The organism is Actinoplanes ianthinogenes (assembly GCF_018324205.1).
Taxonomy (GTDB): domain Bacteria; phylum Actinomycetota; class Actinomycetes; order Mycobacteriales; family Micromonosporaceae; genus Actinoplanes; species Actinoplanes ianthinogenes.
In genome coordinates, this window is the sequence record NZ_AP023356.1 from 5884677 (window position 1) to 5898815 (window position 14139).

The window sequence follows — 14139 nt, forward strand, 5'->3', positions numbered from 1 at the left end:
GTCTCGGTTCGCCTTCGGGGCCCGGTTCCTGCGCCGCTGCTCGGTCTCGGTCCGCCTTCCGGGCCGGTCCCAGGACCGCTGCTCAGGTCTCGGTCCGCTGGCCTTGCCGACCGCCGCTTTACGGTACGACCGCAGCCCCCGTGCGATCAGTCCGCCATATCGAAGCCGCTGTCCGCACAAACCTGCGCCATGTCGGCGGCGGCCGCGCTGACCGCCGCGACCGCGTCCGGCTCACCCTGGGCGCCGCGCGAGGCCAGAGCCGTCCGGTACGCCTGCGCCAACCGTGCCGCGGCGTCCGCGACCGGGGCGTCGGCCGTCCCGCTGACGTCCACGATCCCCTGGACCACCCCCGGCCGCATCAGCGAAGCTTCCCGGATCGCCCGGGCCAGGGCCCGGCAGGTGAGCAGCCCCGGCGGATCGTCCACCGCCGCCGACGACCCCGGCGCGACAGACTCGCTCGGGTCGCCCGGCGCCCCTCCCGTGGCCGCGCTCGGGTCACTCGGCGCGGGTCCGGCGACGCTCGGGCGGGCCGATGTCTCCGGTGTCCCGGGTTTCGTGGCCGAGCCGCAGCCGGTGAGGCCAGCAATCACAACCAGCGCGACAAAGCGCCCAAATCGTGCCATCCCTTAACGCTACGGCCCGATGCCGGGCTGCGCGATCAGGAGAGCGGAAGGCGGTGGAGGCGCCGCCCGGGATGGGTCACGGGGGAGTCGGCGGGGTGGTGAGGGAGCGGACGAAGCGGCGCGCTCGTTCGTGGGTGTCGGTGTAGCCGAGAGTTTCGTAGAAACGGTGGGCCGAGTGGCGCTGCCGGCCGCTGGTGACCTCCATGAACAGGCAGCCGGCCGCCCGGGCCCGCTCCTCGGCCGCCGCCATCAGGGCCCGGCCCACGCCGCGCTTGCGGTTCTCCGCGTCCACCACGAGCGCCACCAGCCGGGCGAACTTCCCGGTCACCTCGATGATCGGTGTGACGTGCAGGGCCGCCACCCCGGCCAGCATGCCGTCGTCGTCCGCGCCGATCAGGAAGCTGGCCGGGTCGTCCAGCCAGTAGCCGAGGCGGTGCCGGACGTCCCGCAGGCTCGACGGGTAGCCGAGCTGGTCGAGCAGGGCCGCCAGCCGCGGCGCGTCACCCTGGTGGATCGGGCGGATGTGCACACGCAGAACGTTACGACCGCCACCGCACGCCGTCCCCGGAACGCGATCACCACTCGTGGGGCTGGTGGGTGCGGCTCCGGGCGTACCGAAAGAGAACGAACGCGGGCCCGGTCCGAAGACCGGGCCCGTGCCGAAGCGGGGGTTGACGACCGTCAGCTCAGAGGTAGCTGCCCTTCTTGTACTCCTCGTAGCTCAGGCTCCAGTCGGTCCAGCCGTTGCCGTTCTTCAGCTTCTCCTCGGTGCCGGAGACCGTGATCGGATCGCCCATCATGGTGCGCTGGAACAGCCACTTGCCCATCGCCTCGGAGACGTTGACGCAGCCGTGCGAGACGTTGACCCGGCCCTGCTTGCCCTCGGACCACGGGGCGGCGTGGATGAACTGGCCGCTGTAGGTGATCCGCTGGGCGTAGTCGATGTCGGTGCGGTAACCGCCGTTGGGGTCGGTGTCGGTGGTGTCGAAGACGGTGTGCTCCTTCTTCTCCATCACCACCATGGTGCCGCTGGACGACGGCGTGCTCGCCTTGCCGAGGCTCACCGGGATCGTGTTGATCGTCTTGCCGTCCTGCTTGACCGTCATCTTCTTGGTGCTGTTGGAGACGGTCATGACGAACGAGCGGCCGATCTTGATGTCGACGGTGAGGTCGGACTTGCCATACCACCCGTCGCCCATCTTCACGCCCTTGAGCTGGACCTTGTAGAAGACCTTCGAGTACGCCTTCCAGTACACCTTGGGCCGGAAGTGCACCTCGGTGGGGCTGATCCAGCGCCAGGTGCCCTCCTGCGCGGGCGTGGCGGTGACCACCATCTTGCGCTCGACGTCGCCCCGGTACTTCTCCGGGATCGCGCGGCCGAACTTGACGATCAGCGGCATGCCGACGCCGACCGTGTTGTTGTCGCCGAGGAAGCTGGTGACGCGCACCAGGTTGGCCGGCTTCTTCATGGTGGTGAACTCACTGGTGACCGTGTTGTTCTTGCCCTCGGTCTCCGGGGTGCTGACGGTCACCGTGTACTTGCTGCCCCAGTCCATCGACTCGCTGGGGTGCCAGACCTTCTTGTCCTTGTCGACGGTGCCCTTGACCTCGTCGCCCTTGGCGTCGGTCACCTTGACGGTGGTGTTCTCCGGGTCCTCGCTGGTGTAGCTGACGTCGGACCAGGCCTCGACGCCGGTGGCCGCCGCCTTGGGCGAGGTGACCTCGGCCGTGTTGGGCAGCGGGGCGGCGGACGGGGACTCGGACGCGGCGCCGGCCGCGTTGTCGTTGCCGCCCTGCCAGGACGGTGACTTGCTGCCGCTGCACGCGGCGGTGAAGAGCAGGCTGCCCGCGAGCAGCGCGACCAGGGTCGCCCGCACCCGGCGGCGGCCGGTGCCGGCCCGTTGGCTCAGCTCCGTCGGCTGGACTCCGTCGATCTCCATGGTCCCCTCACGGCGTCGTTTCTCCCCGGCGCCCAATACTGCTCCAAAGACGCCAGTTGACCAATCCCGGATTCGTGCCGCGACGCGCTGTCTGCCCTATCGGTGTGATGTGCCGAACGCTGAATCGACCGTCGCGCCGGACCCTGGTCAGCCGAGGTTCGCCGGCACCGGGAGGGCACTGCCGGCGGCGAACTTCTCCCAGCTCACGTCCCATGGCGTCCAGCCGTTGCCGTAGTCCAGCTTGTCCTCGGTCCCCTTCACCGTGACCGGGTCGCCGACCAGCGTCTTGTCGAAGAGCCAGCGCGCATTCGAAGGTGAGACATTGACACATCCATGCGACACGTTCCGGTGACCTTGAGCACCCGTGGACCACGGCGCGGAATGGATGTACTGCCCGCTCCAGGTCAGTCGCTGTGCGTACTCGATGTCGACCTTGTAGCCGTTCTCCGGGTCGGTGTCGGTGGTGTCGAAGACGGTCTGCGCCATCTTCTCGATGATCACCATGGTGCCGCTGGACGACGGAGTGCTCTTCTTGCCGAGGCTCACCGGCAGCGTCCTGATCTGCTTGCCGTCCTTGAGCACGGTCATCTTCTTGCTGGCGTTGTCGACCTTCATCTCGAACTTGCGCCCGATCTTGGCGGTCGCCGCGCGGTCCCGGTCGCCGTAGAGGCCCTTGCCGGTGGGCAGGCCACCGACCGCGATCCGCACGCTGATCCGGGTGCCGGTCTGCCAGTACTGCGGGGCGCGGTAATACGCCGCGTTGCCCGTGGAGGTCCACGACCAGGTGCCCGGCTGGGCCGGCGTGGTCTCGACGAACATGCGCTTCTGCACGGCGGCCCGGTCGGCTTTCTTGATCCCCGGGTTGAATTCGACCACCACCGGCATGGCCACGCCGTAGGTGTGGTCGTCGAAGAGGTAGAGCCCGGTGCCGGTGTGGTGTGCCGCGTCACCCATGGTCGTGAACGTCGTCCGCGCCGTGGTGGTGCCGCCGTCCGTGCCGGTGGCGGTGACCTCGGCCGAGTACTTCTCGTTGTTCTTCAGGGTCTTGCCCGGCACCCAGGACGAACCGTCCTCGCGGAGCTTGCCGGCGACCGCCTTGCCCTTGCTGTCGGTCAGCTTGACCGAGGTCACCTGGCCGTTGCTGACCTTGACACCGATCTCGGCGCTGGTCGGCACATTCTTCTTGTTCGCGGCCGGGGTGATGGCCAGGGTGGCCGGTGCGGCCGGGGTGGTGGTGCTCTCCGGAACGGCGGAGGCGCCCGGGTTCGCGCTGGCGGCCTGGGCCGGCTCGGCGAACGTCGGCTTGTCGTCGTCGCCGCATGCCGCGAGCGGCACGGTCACGGCCAGCGCCAGCAGCGCAGCCACACAGCGGCGGAAGTCAACCATCGTCGTGCCCCGTTCTGGAGTTCTCGGCGCAGACATCCTGACTCATGCGCGCAAATCGTGGGTCCCCCTCAAGGAGGGATCGAGGCGATTTCGAGGATCTTCCGAGGCCGTGCTACGGTTTTCCTCGTTGCCAGGCGTCGCTAGCTCAACTGGCAGAGCAGCGGACTCTTAATCCGCGGGTTGTAGGTTCAAGTCCTACGCGACGCACCACACGATCAAGGCCGCGACACCTCCCGGGTGTCTGCGGCCTTTGTCGTTGTCGCGGGTTAGGGTGGCCCGTGCCTTCCGATGCCACGATCGCGCCCGACCAGATGGACAACCCCGCCCGCGCCCGGCACGCGGAGCGGTTGGTGACCTCCGGCAGCGCGGAGGAGGGCCGCCGGGAGTTCGAGGCGCTCCGCCCGGAGCTGCTGCGCGATCCGGGCGCCCCGGCCTACCTCACCGAGGCGCTCTGCGCCTGCGGCCTCGGCACGGTCGCCGAGGAGTGGCTGACCGAGGCGGTGACCACGATCGCCGGCGGCGTGTCGGACGCCGGCCGGGCCGAGCAGCTGTTCGAGCTGGTCAGGGAGCGGCACCGGGTGCGCGAGGAGCTCGACCTGGGCCACGACGACCTCGACGACCTCTACCACGAGATGGAGGCGGCGGCCGGCGGGCCGGACCCGCAGGAGGGCCGGGCCATGCTGTTCTGGCCGGCGCCGGAGTTCACCCGGCTGATCGCCCGCTGGCCCGAGCGGGCCGACATCTACAACCCGGACTGGGACCGGCATCGCGAGGGCGTGGAGCGGGCCCTGAGCGCCTGGTCCGACGCGGGCGTGGTGCACCTGGGCCTGATCGTCGGCTCGGTGGACGCCCTGGAGGCCTTCGCCGCCGCCGAAGGCCTCGACCCGGCCGCCCAGGACACCCACGCGGCCTACGCGGACGAGGCCGCCGATGCCCAGGGGGCCGCCGAGTGGCCGCCGCAGCGTAACGCTGCGTGTTGGTGCGGTTCCGGCACGAAGTACAAGAAGTGCTGCCTCCCCCGGGCCCGGGGCTGACCTCCGGGGTGTGCTAACGTTTCTCCTCGTTGGCCGGCGCTGCTAGCTCAACTGGCAGAGCAGCGGACTCTTAATCCGCGGGTTGTAGGTTCGAGTCCTACGCGGCGCACCACATCCGAAAGGGCCCCCGTCGCGGGGCCCTTTCGCTTTCTCAGCCGGTGACCAGCACCCGGTCCAGCGGGCTGAGGCAGACCACCGCCACCCGGCTGCAGAAATCCTCGCACTCGGCGTCGTGCCCGGCCAGCCAGGCCGTGCCGGCCAGGGTCTCGCCGCACATCGCCGCGGTGTACTCGACCGTCCGGGCCGGGTCGGCCGGCCCGTCGAGGTCGACGGTGAGGTCGGATCGCGCCATCGAGGATCACCCTCCCGATCGTTCGTCGTCGGAGCAGTCGCATCGGGCCGGAGCGGTCCGGCCGCCACCGTCCCGGCAGTCCTGCCCGACGCGACTCACCTCCGGATACGCCTACGGTCAGTAATCAGTTCACCGATCGCGCAACACTGGCATCTTCCCGGTGAGTCTCACCGGACGAGGGCGAAGGCCAGCATTCCGGCCGCGGTGAAGTCGATCGACGGTTCGTTGGTCGCGGAGACCCGCATGTCGTCCGCGTACTGCGCGTCCGGCCGGTCGAAGTCCGCATAGGACCCGGCCGAGCAGAGCGTCTCCGGTGTCTCCCGCTCCAGCGACTCCACCCGGTCGGCCGCGTTCGGCCCGTTGACCACGCCACCGGTCATCGACATCCCGGTCAGCGTCCCGATCTGGTCGTGCGGGCACCGGGGGAACGTGCTGCCCGCCCCGATCACCAGGGACATGCCCCAGCCGTTGCGGCCGAGGGCGACGTCGCGCTGGGCGGTGGCGAACGTGGCGTACCGGTCGTCCCCGGTCATCCGCCGGTAGAGGCCGGCGGTGGCCGCCCAGCCCAGCTGCCGGGCCGTGTAGTCGGCGCCGCCGCTGCCCGCCGCCGCGCCCATCGGGTCCGCGCGGGCCGCGGCGACCGCGCCGTCGAGGCGCCGGCGCAGGTCGTCGGCGAGCGCGGCGGACGGCGCCAGCCGGTACAGCTCGGCGTCGGCCAGCGCGTCGACGTCGTAGACGGTCAGTCCGTCGTCGCCGCCACCGGCGTCGTCCGCCCAGCGCGCCGCCTGACCGGTCCAGTCCCCGGTCCGCCCGTCGCCCAGCGCGGTCCCGGCCAGCGCCAGCTCGGCGGCGCCCAGGGCCAGGTCGTCGGCCCAGCTCTCCTCGGGGTAGAACGACCGCGGCACGGTGGTGACGAGGTCCTCGCCGGGGTCGGTGTCCGCCCGGCCGAAGATCGCGGCGGCGGTGTCCAGATGCGACCGGGCCCGGTCCGGGTCGGCGACGGCCTCGCGCTGGGCGGCCAGGGCGAACGCGGCGGCCACCCGCCCGGCCAGGTTCGGGCTGATCGGGTCGCCCGGCGCCGCCGCCCGGAACACCGGCCGGTATCGCTGGTAGTAGCGCCGGTCGCCGGGCCGCACGGCCAGCTCGTCGTCGGCCTCCGGCAGCCGCCACGCGTCGTGGTCCCCGAGGAAGTGACCGTTCCCGGCCACCCCGACCTGGGTGTAGAGGACGTCGTCGCGCCACATCCGGCCCAGCCAGTCCAGGCCGTGCCCGATCTCCGCGGCCAGGTCCGGTGGCGCCGGGCCGTCGCGCTCCACGATCTGCATGACGACCAGCGCGTACGCGGCGGTGTGGGTGAACTTCAGGTAGTCGCCGGCGTCGAACCAGCCGCCGGAGACGTCGGCCGTGACGCCGGTGGACTCCAGGGTGGCGTCGTCGTCGGCCGGGGTGCGGTAGACCGTCGCGGACCGGTCGGCCAGGTGTGCGGGTGACCGCTGCCAGGGGCCGTCGACCTGGTCGGGGCCGTCGCGGTGTGCCTGGAAGTAACTCACCGAGCCGGCCACCAGCGGGGCGTAGAGCCGTGCGGCGGAGCCGATCCGGAACGGGGGCGAGTCGGCTCGGACGTGGTCGTTCAGGCGTACCCGAAAGGTGCCGGACCGGCGCAGGGCCGTGAGATCCAGCGGGTTGATCGCGCGATAGCGCGGGTTCCAGGCGCCCCGGCTGGGTCCGGCGGTGACCGTGAGCACCACCTGCCCGGCGGCGTCGACGACGGTGGCGGTCGCCCCGGCGGCGTCCCCGGGGGCGAGCAGCATCGCGATCTTGGTTTCGCCGGTGGTCCACCCGACCTGATCGACGCGGATCTGCGCGGTGGGCAGATCCGGTCGTGGCGCGTCGCAGGCGGTGGCCAGCAGGACGAGCAGGAGCAGGGGCGGGCACCAGCGGCGGAGGCTCACGAGGCGCAAGCCTCACCGAGTCCACGATCACCGCGGCGCACCCGGTGTGCGGCAAAGATCTGACAGTTGTCGGTGAGCGGGTCGCCGCAGGTGAGGACGTATCGTCGGCGCCATGACCCGCGTCCTGCTGATCTCGGGAAGCACACGCGACGGCTCGCTGCACACTGCCGCGCTGCGCACCGCCGCCCGGTTCGCCCCGCCCGGCCTCGACGTCACGCTCTACACCGGGCTGTCCGGGCTGCCGGCGTTCGTGCCGGGGGAGACGCCGCCGCCGGCGCCGGTCGCCGAGCTGCGCCGGCTGGTGGTCGCCGCGGACGCGCTGCTGTTCAGCACCCCGGAGTACGCCGGCGCGCTGCCCGGCAGCCTGAAGAACCTGCTGGACTGGCTGGTCGACGGCGGCGAGCTGACCGGCCGGGCCGCCGCCTGGCTGTCGGTGGTCGCGCCCGGGCGGGACGAGGGCGCCCGGGCCGGCCTGGAGTCGGTGCTCGGGCACGGCGGCGCGCGCCTGCTGCGGGCCGCCTGCGTCCGCCTCCCGCTGGACATCCGCACCGTCGACGAGCACGGCCTGGTCGACGACCCGCGGCTGCACACCGCGCTGGGGGACATGGCGCAGGCGCTGGTCCGGGTGCTCGCCGAGGCGCGCCCCGCGCCGTCCTGGCAGGTCCAGTCGAGCCTTTATCCGGTGATCACGCCGAGCGGGCCGCCGGCGTTCGGCGGCCGGCCGTTCTGATCAGGCCGGCGACCGCCCGGCGGCCGAGCACGCCGACTGGCCCCGGCACGCGGTCAGCGCGACCACGGCCGCGTGCAGCTCGGCCAGCCGCTGCGGGGTGAGCGTGCCGACGACGTTGTTCAGCATCTCCGGGTCGCGGTCCCGCTCGTAGTACTCCTTCGACCCGTCGACGTACTCGACGTAGGTGAACGTCTTGGTGCGCAGCGCGTTGTACGCCGGCGGGATGTTCGCACTGTCCACCTCGAAGTCCGGGTCGCCCGGGTCGGTGGCCGGGTCCCGGTGCTCGACCAGGGCCGTGGTCCGCCAGGCCCGGTCGCCGGCGCCGGTGAGCAGCGGCACGAAGCTGCGCCCGTCCACCCCGTCCGCCCCGTCGGCCGGCGTCCTGGCCCCGGCCAGCTCGCCGAAGGTGGGCCGCAGATCGACGTTCTCCACCACCTCGTCGACGGTCTGACCGGCCTTGACCCGGGGTCCGGTGACGATCAGCGGCACGTTCACGTCGGTGTCGAAGGCGGTCTGCTTGCCGGAGGTCAGCCGGTACTCACCCATGTGGTACCCGTTGTCGGAGTTGAACACCACGATCGTGTTGTCCGCGACGCCGGCCTCGGTCAGCGTGGCCCGCAGCGAGGCGATCATCCGGTCGACCGACTGCACCGCCTGCACCCGTTTGCGGAACTCCAGGTCCAGGGTCTGCCGCTGCTTCTTGGTCAGCGGGGCGTGCCGGGACAGCCAGTGCGGCGCGTTGAGCGGCACCCGGTCGTACGCCGGGGTCCGCGGGGCTTGCAGGGTCGCGAACTTGCCGGTGTCCTGCGCCGCCGGCGTGTACGGCGAGTGCGGCGTGTACGTCGCCACCTCGACCATGAACGGCTTGCCGCTCGCCGCCGAGGCGGTGATGAAGTCGGACGCCTTCGCCGAGACCACGTCGGTCAGGTAGTCCCGCGGCGCGTGCCCGTACCGCTTGACCACGCCGTTCTCGTTCAGCGCGTAGTCGTAGTTCTGGTACGCGTTGCCGCCCGCGTACCACTCGTCCCAGCCCGGCGGCACGTACGGCTTGCCGGTGTACCGGAGATCCTTCGGCTGGTACTCGTTCAGGTACTTGCCGAGGAAGGCGGTGCGGTACCCGGCCGCGTGCAGGTCGGTCGCGAAGGTCGAGGTCTCCTCGCCGCGGCTGTGGAAGAGCTGGAAACCGCCGTCCGAGCCGTGGTTCTTGAAGATCCCGGTGTTGTGCGGGTACTGCCCCTTGAAGATCGAGGCCCGCGACGGGCAGCACAGCGAGTCGGTCACCGTGTAGTTGGTGAACGTGGTGCCCTCGCGTTGCATGGCCAGCACGGCCGGCATGTACGGCACCAGGTTTTTCGCCAGGTCGTCGGTGAGCACGAAGACGATGTTCGGCCGCTTGGCGCCCCCGGCCTCGGTGGTCGCGGCGGGTGCCAGCGCGTCGGCGAGGCCACCACCGTGGGAGCCCGTGCACCCGGCTGCCGTGGTGAGCAGGGCGACGGCGAGGGCGGCGCGGAGGGCACGACGTAGGCGAAGGATCATGGTGCTGCGGGTGCTCCGTCCGGCGAGGTGGTGAGAGCCAGGTTAGCCTCCGCTGAGATGATCTTTAAAAGAACCTCAAGTGGCCGGTGGAATCGATGCCGGTGACACATAGTGGATGCCCGAGTCCTTCCGGAAAGGGGAACCGCCGTCGTGGCCAGCGCAGACCCGCTGCACCCCCGTATCGTTGTGGTCACTGCTTGTAATTGCAATCGGCCGGAGCGTCCGGTCCGCGCGCTGCCGCGCCGGCGTCGCCTCCCGGTGCGCCCACCCCGCTCCCCACGCCGCGGCTAGGCCGACAGGCCGTGCTGGTAGGCATAACGCACGGCCTGCGCCCGGTCGCGGACCCCGGCCTTGGCGAACAACCGGTTGATGTGTGATTTCACGGTCACCTCGGTGACGTACAGCCGCTGCGCGATCTCCTTGTTGGACAGCCCGGCGGCGATCAGCCGCAGCACCTCGGCCTCCCGGGCGGTCAGCCCGTCCGGCAGCTCCCGCTCCGGCACGGCCGCCGGGACCGGGGCGCCGCCCGCCGCCGCGGCCAGCAGGCGCTGCTGCACCTGCGGGTCGAGGACCGCCTGCCCGATAGCGGCGGCCCGGACCGCCTGGGCGATCTGCACCCGCCCGGCGTCCTTCGTCAGATAGCCGACCGCGCCGGCCCGCAGCGCCCCGAGGATGTGCTCGTCGTCGGCGAACGTGGTCAGCACGACCACCCGGGTCTCCGGGAACCGCGCCTTGATCAGCGCGGTCGCCTCGACCCCGTCGCGGCGGGGCATCCGCAGGTCCATCAGGACCACGTCCGGGCGCTCCCGGCCGGCCAGCTCGACGGCCTGGTCGCCGTCGGCCGCCTCGCCGACCACCTCGACGTCGTCGAGCAGGCTCAGCATCAGGGCCAGCCCGTCGCGGACCGCCGTCTGGTCGTCGGCCACCACCACGCGGATGCTCACCCCGGCATCCTGACATCCACCAGCCAGCCGTCGCGGTCCGGACCCGCCCGCACCGTCCCGCCGGCCAGTTCGGCCCGCTCCCGCAGCCCGATCAGGCCGTAACCGCTGGAGAGGCCGGTGATCGGCGGACCGGCGGGACCGTGGTTGCGGACACTCAGCGCGACCGCGTCCGGCGCGAACGTCAGCCGGGCCTCGACCGAGCTGCCCGGCGCGTGCTTGCGCACATTGGACAGTGCCTCCTGCGCCGCCCGGAACAGCGCCAGGCCGGTGTCGGCGTCCAGCTCCCGCGGCTCGCCGTCGACGGTGAACGTGGCCGGCGCGTCCAGGTCCCGCCCGTAGCCCCGGGCCAGCTCGCCGACCAGCTCCGGAACCGGCAGCGGGTCGCCGCGCAGCGCGCTCACCGCCCGGCGGGTCTCGGTCAGGCCGTCCCGGGCCAGCGTCCCGGCCCGGTCGACCAGCACCGCGGCCTCCGCCGTGCGGTCCCGCTCCAGCAGCGCCGCGGCGGTCTCCAGCTGCACCGACAGCGCCGACAGCGAGTGCGCCAGCACGTCGTGGATCTCCCGGGCCAGCCGGGCCCGCTCGGCCAGCATGCCGGCCAGGGCCTGCTCGTCGGCGAGCAGTTGTTCCTGCTCGGCGGCGGACTCCCGCTGCCGGCGCAGGAGGATCAGCAGTGTCACCACGACGGTGATCCCGCACCAGATGGCGATCGCGGCCACCGGAACGTCCTGCGCCGCCAGCCCCGCGCTCAGCGCGAGCAGCCCGGCACCGGTCAGCACTCCGGTGGCCACCAGGCCGAGGACCGCGGCGCTGCTGGCCACCGCGAGGACCAGATAGATCGGGGCGATGCCGGGGCCGGCCACCCTGATGAGCCACAGCCCGGCCGCCATCGTGACGCACGCGGCCATCAGGTGCCGGCTGGGCGGCAGGATCCGCAGGGCGAGCAAGGCACCGCCGAGCCCGGCCAGCGTGACGCCGGTCAGCAGCGCGACGCCGGGCGGGTTGTCCTGGAGTATTCCCACAGTGACGAAGGCCAGGATGATCAGGTTGCGGACCCGGCGCCAGTGGTGCAGCAGCCGTGGCCGATCGAGGAGGGACACGGGATCAGTCTGCCGAACCGGTGCGGTCATCGCGGACTCAGCGGGCCGCGGCGACCCGGGACCGGCGGGGTGCGAACGGGGCGCCGGTCGCCATCGCCCGCGGGCCGACCACCGCGGCCTCGCCGAGGAAGCTCAGCCCCAGGGCGAGCAGCAGCGACGCGGTGAGCACCGGCCGGTCGGCGCCGATCGCGACCGCGGCGGCCGCCTGGCCGAACCGCAGCGCGATCAGGCCGATCCAGACGGCCAGGGTGACCCAGGTGTAGCGGTACCAGACGTGCCCGTCGCGGACGAGGACCTGGACGGTCCGGCCGCGCAGCGCGCCGCCGGCGACGGCGGTCAGGCCGCAGACCACGAGCGCGGCGAGGTCGGCCGTGCGGTGGGTGAACCCGGTCTGGGCCACCACGTAGCCGCCGTACACGGTGAGCACGAGCGGCAGCACGATCAGGCGGCGCGAGGTGAGCGGCTCGCCGAGGAACCGGCGGACCATGGCGTAGGCGAGAACGGCGACGACCAGGAGCGCGGTGATGATTTCCATGCCCTGAAAGGTAGGGATCTCCCCGGGTGGAACACCGCCACCCACGGGTGGAGACCCGGGTGGAGACATCGCCGGTATCGTCGGCAGTCGATACCCGTCAACGGGGGAGGAAAGTGATGACGCAGGACATCGTCGACCTTGGTGATCCGGGGTTCCAGGCGGACCCGCATCCGGTGTACGCCCGGTGGCGCCGGACCGGCCCGGTGCGCCGCGCCGTGCTGCCGTCCGGCCTGAACGCCTGGGTGATCACCCGCTACGAGGACGCGCGGCGGGCGCTGACCGACCCGCGGCTGTCGAAACGGGCGTACCCGATGGGTTCCGGCGAGGCGGCCGGTGGTTCCCGGACGGCCGGCGCGGCACCGGCCGCGGACATGGCGCCCGGCATCGGCGCCGCGATCTCCAAGCACATGCTGGCCGTCGACCCGCCGGACCACACCCGGCTGCGCCGCCTGGTCTCGGCCGCCTTCACCGGCCGCCGGATCGAGGCGCTGCGCCCGCGGATCGAGCAGATCGCCACCGAGCTGCTGGACGACCTCGACGGGCGGGAGCGGGCCGACCTGATCGACGCGTTCGCCTTCCCGCTGCCCATCCAGGTGATCTGTGAGCTGCTCGGGGTTCCGGCCGAGGACCGGGACGACTTCCGCGAGTGGTCGAACGCGGTGGTGGCCGGCTCGCAGGCCGGTCCGAAACTGGCGCCGGCCCTGGAGGCCATGGTCAAGTACATCCACGACCTGCTCGCCGAGCGGCGCGCCCGGCCCGGCGACGACCTGCTCTCCGGGCTGATCCAGGTGCGCGACGCGGAGGACCGGCTGACCGAGGACGAGCTCTCCTCGATGGTGTTCCTGCTGCTGGTGGCCGGGCACGAGACCACCGTCAACCTGATCGGCAACGGCACCTACCTGCTGCTGCGGGACCGCGCCGAGTGGGACCGCCTGCGTGCGGACCGCGGGCTGCTGCCGGGCGCGATCGAGGAATTCCTCCGGTACGAGGGTCCGGTCGAAACCGCGACGTTCCGGATCGCCACCGAGGACGTGGCGATCGGCGACGTCACCATCCCGGCCGGCGACCCGGTGGTCGTCTCGCTGCTCTCCGCCAACCGGGACAGCGACCAGTACCCGGACGCCGACGAGCTGCGCCTGGACCGGCCGAACCCGCACCACCTGGCGTTCGGCCACGGCATCCACTACTGCCTGGGCGCGCCGCTGGCCCGGCTGGAGGCGCAGATCGCCTTCACCGCGCTGCTCGACCGGCACCCGGATCTGCGGCTCGACGTACCGGCCGAGGACCTGCGCTGGCGGCCCGGCCTGCTGCTGCGCGGCCTGGACGGGCTGCCCGTCCGGCTGTGAGGGTTCGGTAAGGACATCGTGCGGCGGGCGGGCGAGCTGGCATGATGTCGCCGTGTCCGACATGCATGATCCGCGCCCGTCCGCGCCGCACTGGCCGACCGCCGTGCTGCCGACCGTGCCGGAGCACGACCGGTACGCGGCCGGCCGCCGCCGTCGCCGGATCGTGCTCGGCGCGGCCGGCGCCTTCCTGGCCCTCGCCGTCGGCTACTGGGCGGTCTCCGGCCCGGGCGACGACGACACCCCGGTCGCCGCCGCCCCGTCGGCGCCGGTGCTGCAGCAGACCACCGCGCTGCCGACGATCGAGGCGACCACCGAGCCGGCCCCGTCGACGACCCCGACCAGCGAGCCCACCACCGAGCCCACCACCGAGCCGGTCGCGCGGGTCCGGCCCGGGGTGCTGCTCCAGCAGATGCAGCGGGAGCTCGGCCTGCTCGTCCGGCGCAGGCAGCTGGAGCGGGACGACGCCGGCGACCTGTCGAAACGGCTGCGCCGGGTCGGCGAGTCGCTGCGCAAGCAGGACGAGGAGAAGGCCGCCGAGCGCCTCCAGGACTTCGCCGAGAAGCTGGTCGACCTGCACGACGACGGCGACATCAGCCAGGACGGGTTCACCGCCCTGGCCGATGCCGCCGCTCAGCTCGGCACCCGGCTCCCGCAGCAGGACTGA

General features: G+C 72.2%; 14 protein-coding genes and 2 tRNA genes. 6 read left to right on the plus strand and 10 right to left on the minus strand.

Translation table 11 applies throughout. From position 1 onward, the window contains the following. Positions 1–146 precede the first annotated feature (146 nt). The 4 genes from Aiant_RS45905 to Aiant_RS26680 all read right to left on the minus strand — a co-directional run bounded on the left by Aiant_RS45905 (position 147) and on the right by Aiant_RS26680 (position 3949). Complete coding sequence (locus Aiant_RS45905) at positions 147–425, minus strand: hypothetical protein (RefSeq protein ID WP_229829901.1); 279 nt, start codon at positions 423–425, stop codon at positions 147–149. Between the two features lie 274 nt (positions 426–699). Continuing rightward, positions 700–1152 carry a GNAT family N-acetyltransferase gene (locus tag Aiant_RS26670; RefSeq protein WP_229829902.1) on the minus strand — a complete coding sequence of 151 codons (453 nt, stop codon included), beginning with the start codon at positions 1150–1152 and terminating at the stop codon, positions 700–702. A 157-nt stretch (positions 1153–1309) separates the two neighbouring features. Next, entirely contained in the window at positions 1310–2563 is a 1254-nt protein-coding gene (locus Aiant_RS26675; protein ID WP_189329565.1) for a L,D-transpeptidase, read from the minus strand. A gap of 147 nt (positions 2564–2710) precedes the next feature. Next, on the minus strand, positions 2711–3949 hold the full coding sequence (locus Aiant_RS26680; RefSeq protein WP_189329566.1) for a L,D-transpeptidase: 1239 nt from the start codon (positions 3947–3949) through the stop codon (positions 2711–2713). Between the two features lie 134 nt (positions 3950–4083). Here Aiant_RS26680 and Aiant_RS26685 point away from each other — a divergent pair. The 3 genes from Aiant_RS26685 (at position 4084) to Aiant_RS26695 (ending at position 5095) form a co-directional block, all read left to right on the plus strand. After that, positions 4084–4159, plus strand: a tRNA-Lys gene (locus Aiant_RS26685). Between the two features lie 68 nt (positions 4160–4227). Beyond that, positions 4228–4983, plus strand: a complete 756-nt coding sequence (locus tag Aiant_RS26690) for an SEC-C domain-containing protein (protein WP_189329567.1) — start codon at positions 4228–4230, stop codon at positions 4981–4983. 36 nt (positions 4984–5019) lie between these two features. Continuing rightward, positions 5020–5095, plus strand: a tRNA-Lys gene (locus Aiant_RS26695). 39 nt (positions 5096–5134) lie between these two features. Here the strand turns inward: Aiant_RS26695 and Aiant_RS26700 are convergent. Then, on the minus strand, positions 5135–5335 hold the full coding sequence (locus Aiant_RS26700; protein WP_189329568.1) for a hypothetical protein: 201 nt from the start codon (positions 5333–5335) through the stop codon (positions 5135–5137). Positions 5336–5502: 167 nt separating this feature from the next. Then, entirely contained in the window at positions 5503–7287 is a 1785-nt protein-coding gene (locus tag Aiant_RS26705) for a glycoside hydrolase family 9 protein (RefSeq protein ID WP_189329569.1), read from the minus strand. Positions 7288–7399: 112 nt separating this feature from the next. Between Aiant_RS26705 and Aiant_RS26710 the strand changes: the two genes are divergently transcribed. Continuing rightward, the gene (locus Aiant_RS26710) at positions 7400–8017 is read left to right on the plus strand and encodes an NADPH-dependent FMN reductase (protein ID WP_189329570.1); all 618 of its coding nucleotides are present in this window, start codon (positions 7400–7402) and stop codon (positions 8015–8017) included. Here Aiant_RS26710 and Aiant_RS26715 read toward each other — a convergent pair whose 3' ends face one another. The 4 genes from Aiant_RS26715 to Aiant_RS26730 form a co-directional block, all read right to left on the minus strand. Then, positions 8018–9553, minus strand: coding sequence for a sulfatase family protein (locus Aiant_RS26715; protein ID WP_189329571.1), 1536 nt, complete (start codon positions 9551–9553; stop codon positions 8018–8020). It lies immediately after the preceding gene. A gap of 287 nt (positions 9554–9840) precedes the next feature. Continuing rightward, the gene (locus Aiant_RS26720; RefSeq protein ID WP_189329572.1) at positions 9841–10497 is read right to left on the minus strand and encodes a response regulator; all 657 of its coding nucleotides are present in this window, start codon (positions 10495–10497) and stop codon (positions 9841–9843) included. Further along, on the minus strand, positions 10494–11594 hold the full coding sequence (locus tag Aiant_RS26725) for a sensor histidine kinase (RefSeq protein ID WP_189329573.1): 1101 nt from the start codon (positions 11592–11594) through the stop codon (positions 10494–10496). The genes Aiant_RS26720 and Aiant_RS26725 overlap by 4 nt, the downstream gene beginning before the upstream one ends. Before the next feature lie 37 nt (positions 11595–11631). Beyond that, positions 11632–12129 (minus strand): DUF1453 family protein, encoded by a 498-nt coding sequence (locus tag Aiant_RS26730; RefSeq protein ID WP_189329574.1) that lies wholly within the window; start codon positions 12127–12129, stop codon positions 11632–11634. Between the two features lie 116 nt (positions 12130–12245). Between Aiant_RS26730 and Aiant_RS26735 the strand changes: the two genes are divergently transcribed. Together Aiant_RS26735 and Aiant_RS26740 are read left to right on the plus strand one after the other, a co-directional pair. Beyond that, complete coding sequence (locus tag Aiant_RS26735; protein WP_189329575.1) at positions 12246–13475, plus strand: cytochrome P450 family protein; 1230 nt, start codon at positions 12246–12248, stop codon at positions 13473–13475. A 61-nt stretch (positions 13476–13536) separates the two neighbouring features. Beyond that, positions 13537–14139 carry an FIMAH domain-containing protein gene (locus Aiant_RS26740; RefSeq protein ID WP_425322715.1) on the plus strand — a complete coding sequence of 201 codons (603 nt, stop codon included), beginning with the start codon at positions 13537–13539 and terminating at the stop codon, positions 14137–14139.

Bases quoted from the DNA above. Each gene is read 5' to 3' on its own strand.
- Aiant_RS26715 (WP_189329571.1), bottom strand. From the start codon at position 9,553: ATGATCCTTCGCCTACGTCGTGCCCTCCGCGCCGCCCTCGCCGTCGCC.
- Aiant_RS26680 (WP_189329566.1), bottom strand. From the start codon at position 3,949: ATGGTTGACTTCCGCCGCTGTGTGGCTGCGCTGCTGGCGCTGGCCGTG.
- Aiant_RS26700 (WP_189329568.1), bottom strand. From the start codon at position 5,335: ATGGCGCGATCCGACCTCACCGTCGACCTCGACGGGCCGGCCGACCCG.
- Aiant_RS26735 (WP_189329575.1), top strand. From the start codon at position 12,246: ATGACGCAGGACATCGTCGACCTTGGTGATCCGGGGTTCCAGGCGGAC.
- Aiant_RS26710 (WP_189329570.1), top strand. From the start codon at position 7,400: ATGACCCGCGTCCTGCTGATCTCGGGAAGCACACGCGACGGCTCGCTG.
- Aiant_RS26675 (WP_189329565.1), bottom strand. From the start codon at position 2,563: ATGGAGATCGACGGAGTCCAGCCGACGGAGCTGAGCCAACGGGCCGGC.
- Aiant_RS26740 (WP_425322715.1), top strand. From the start codon at position 13,537: ATGCATGATCCGCGCCCGTCCGCGCCGCACTGGCCGACCGCCGTGCTG.
- Aiant_RS26730 (WP_189329574.1), bottom strand. From the start codon at position 12,129: ATGGAAATCATCACCGCGCTCCTGGTCGTCGCCGTTCTCGCCTACGCC.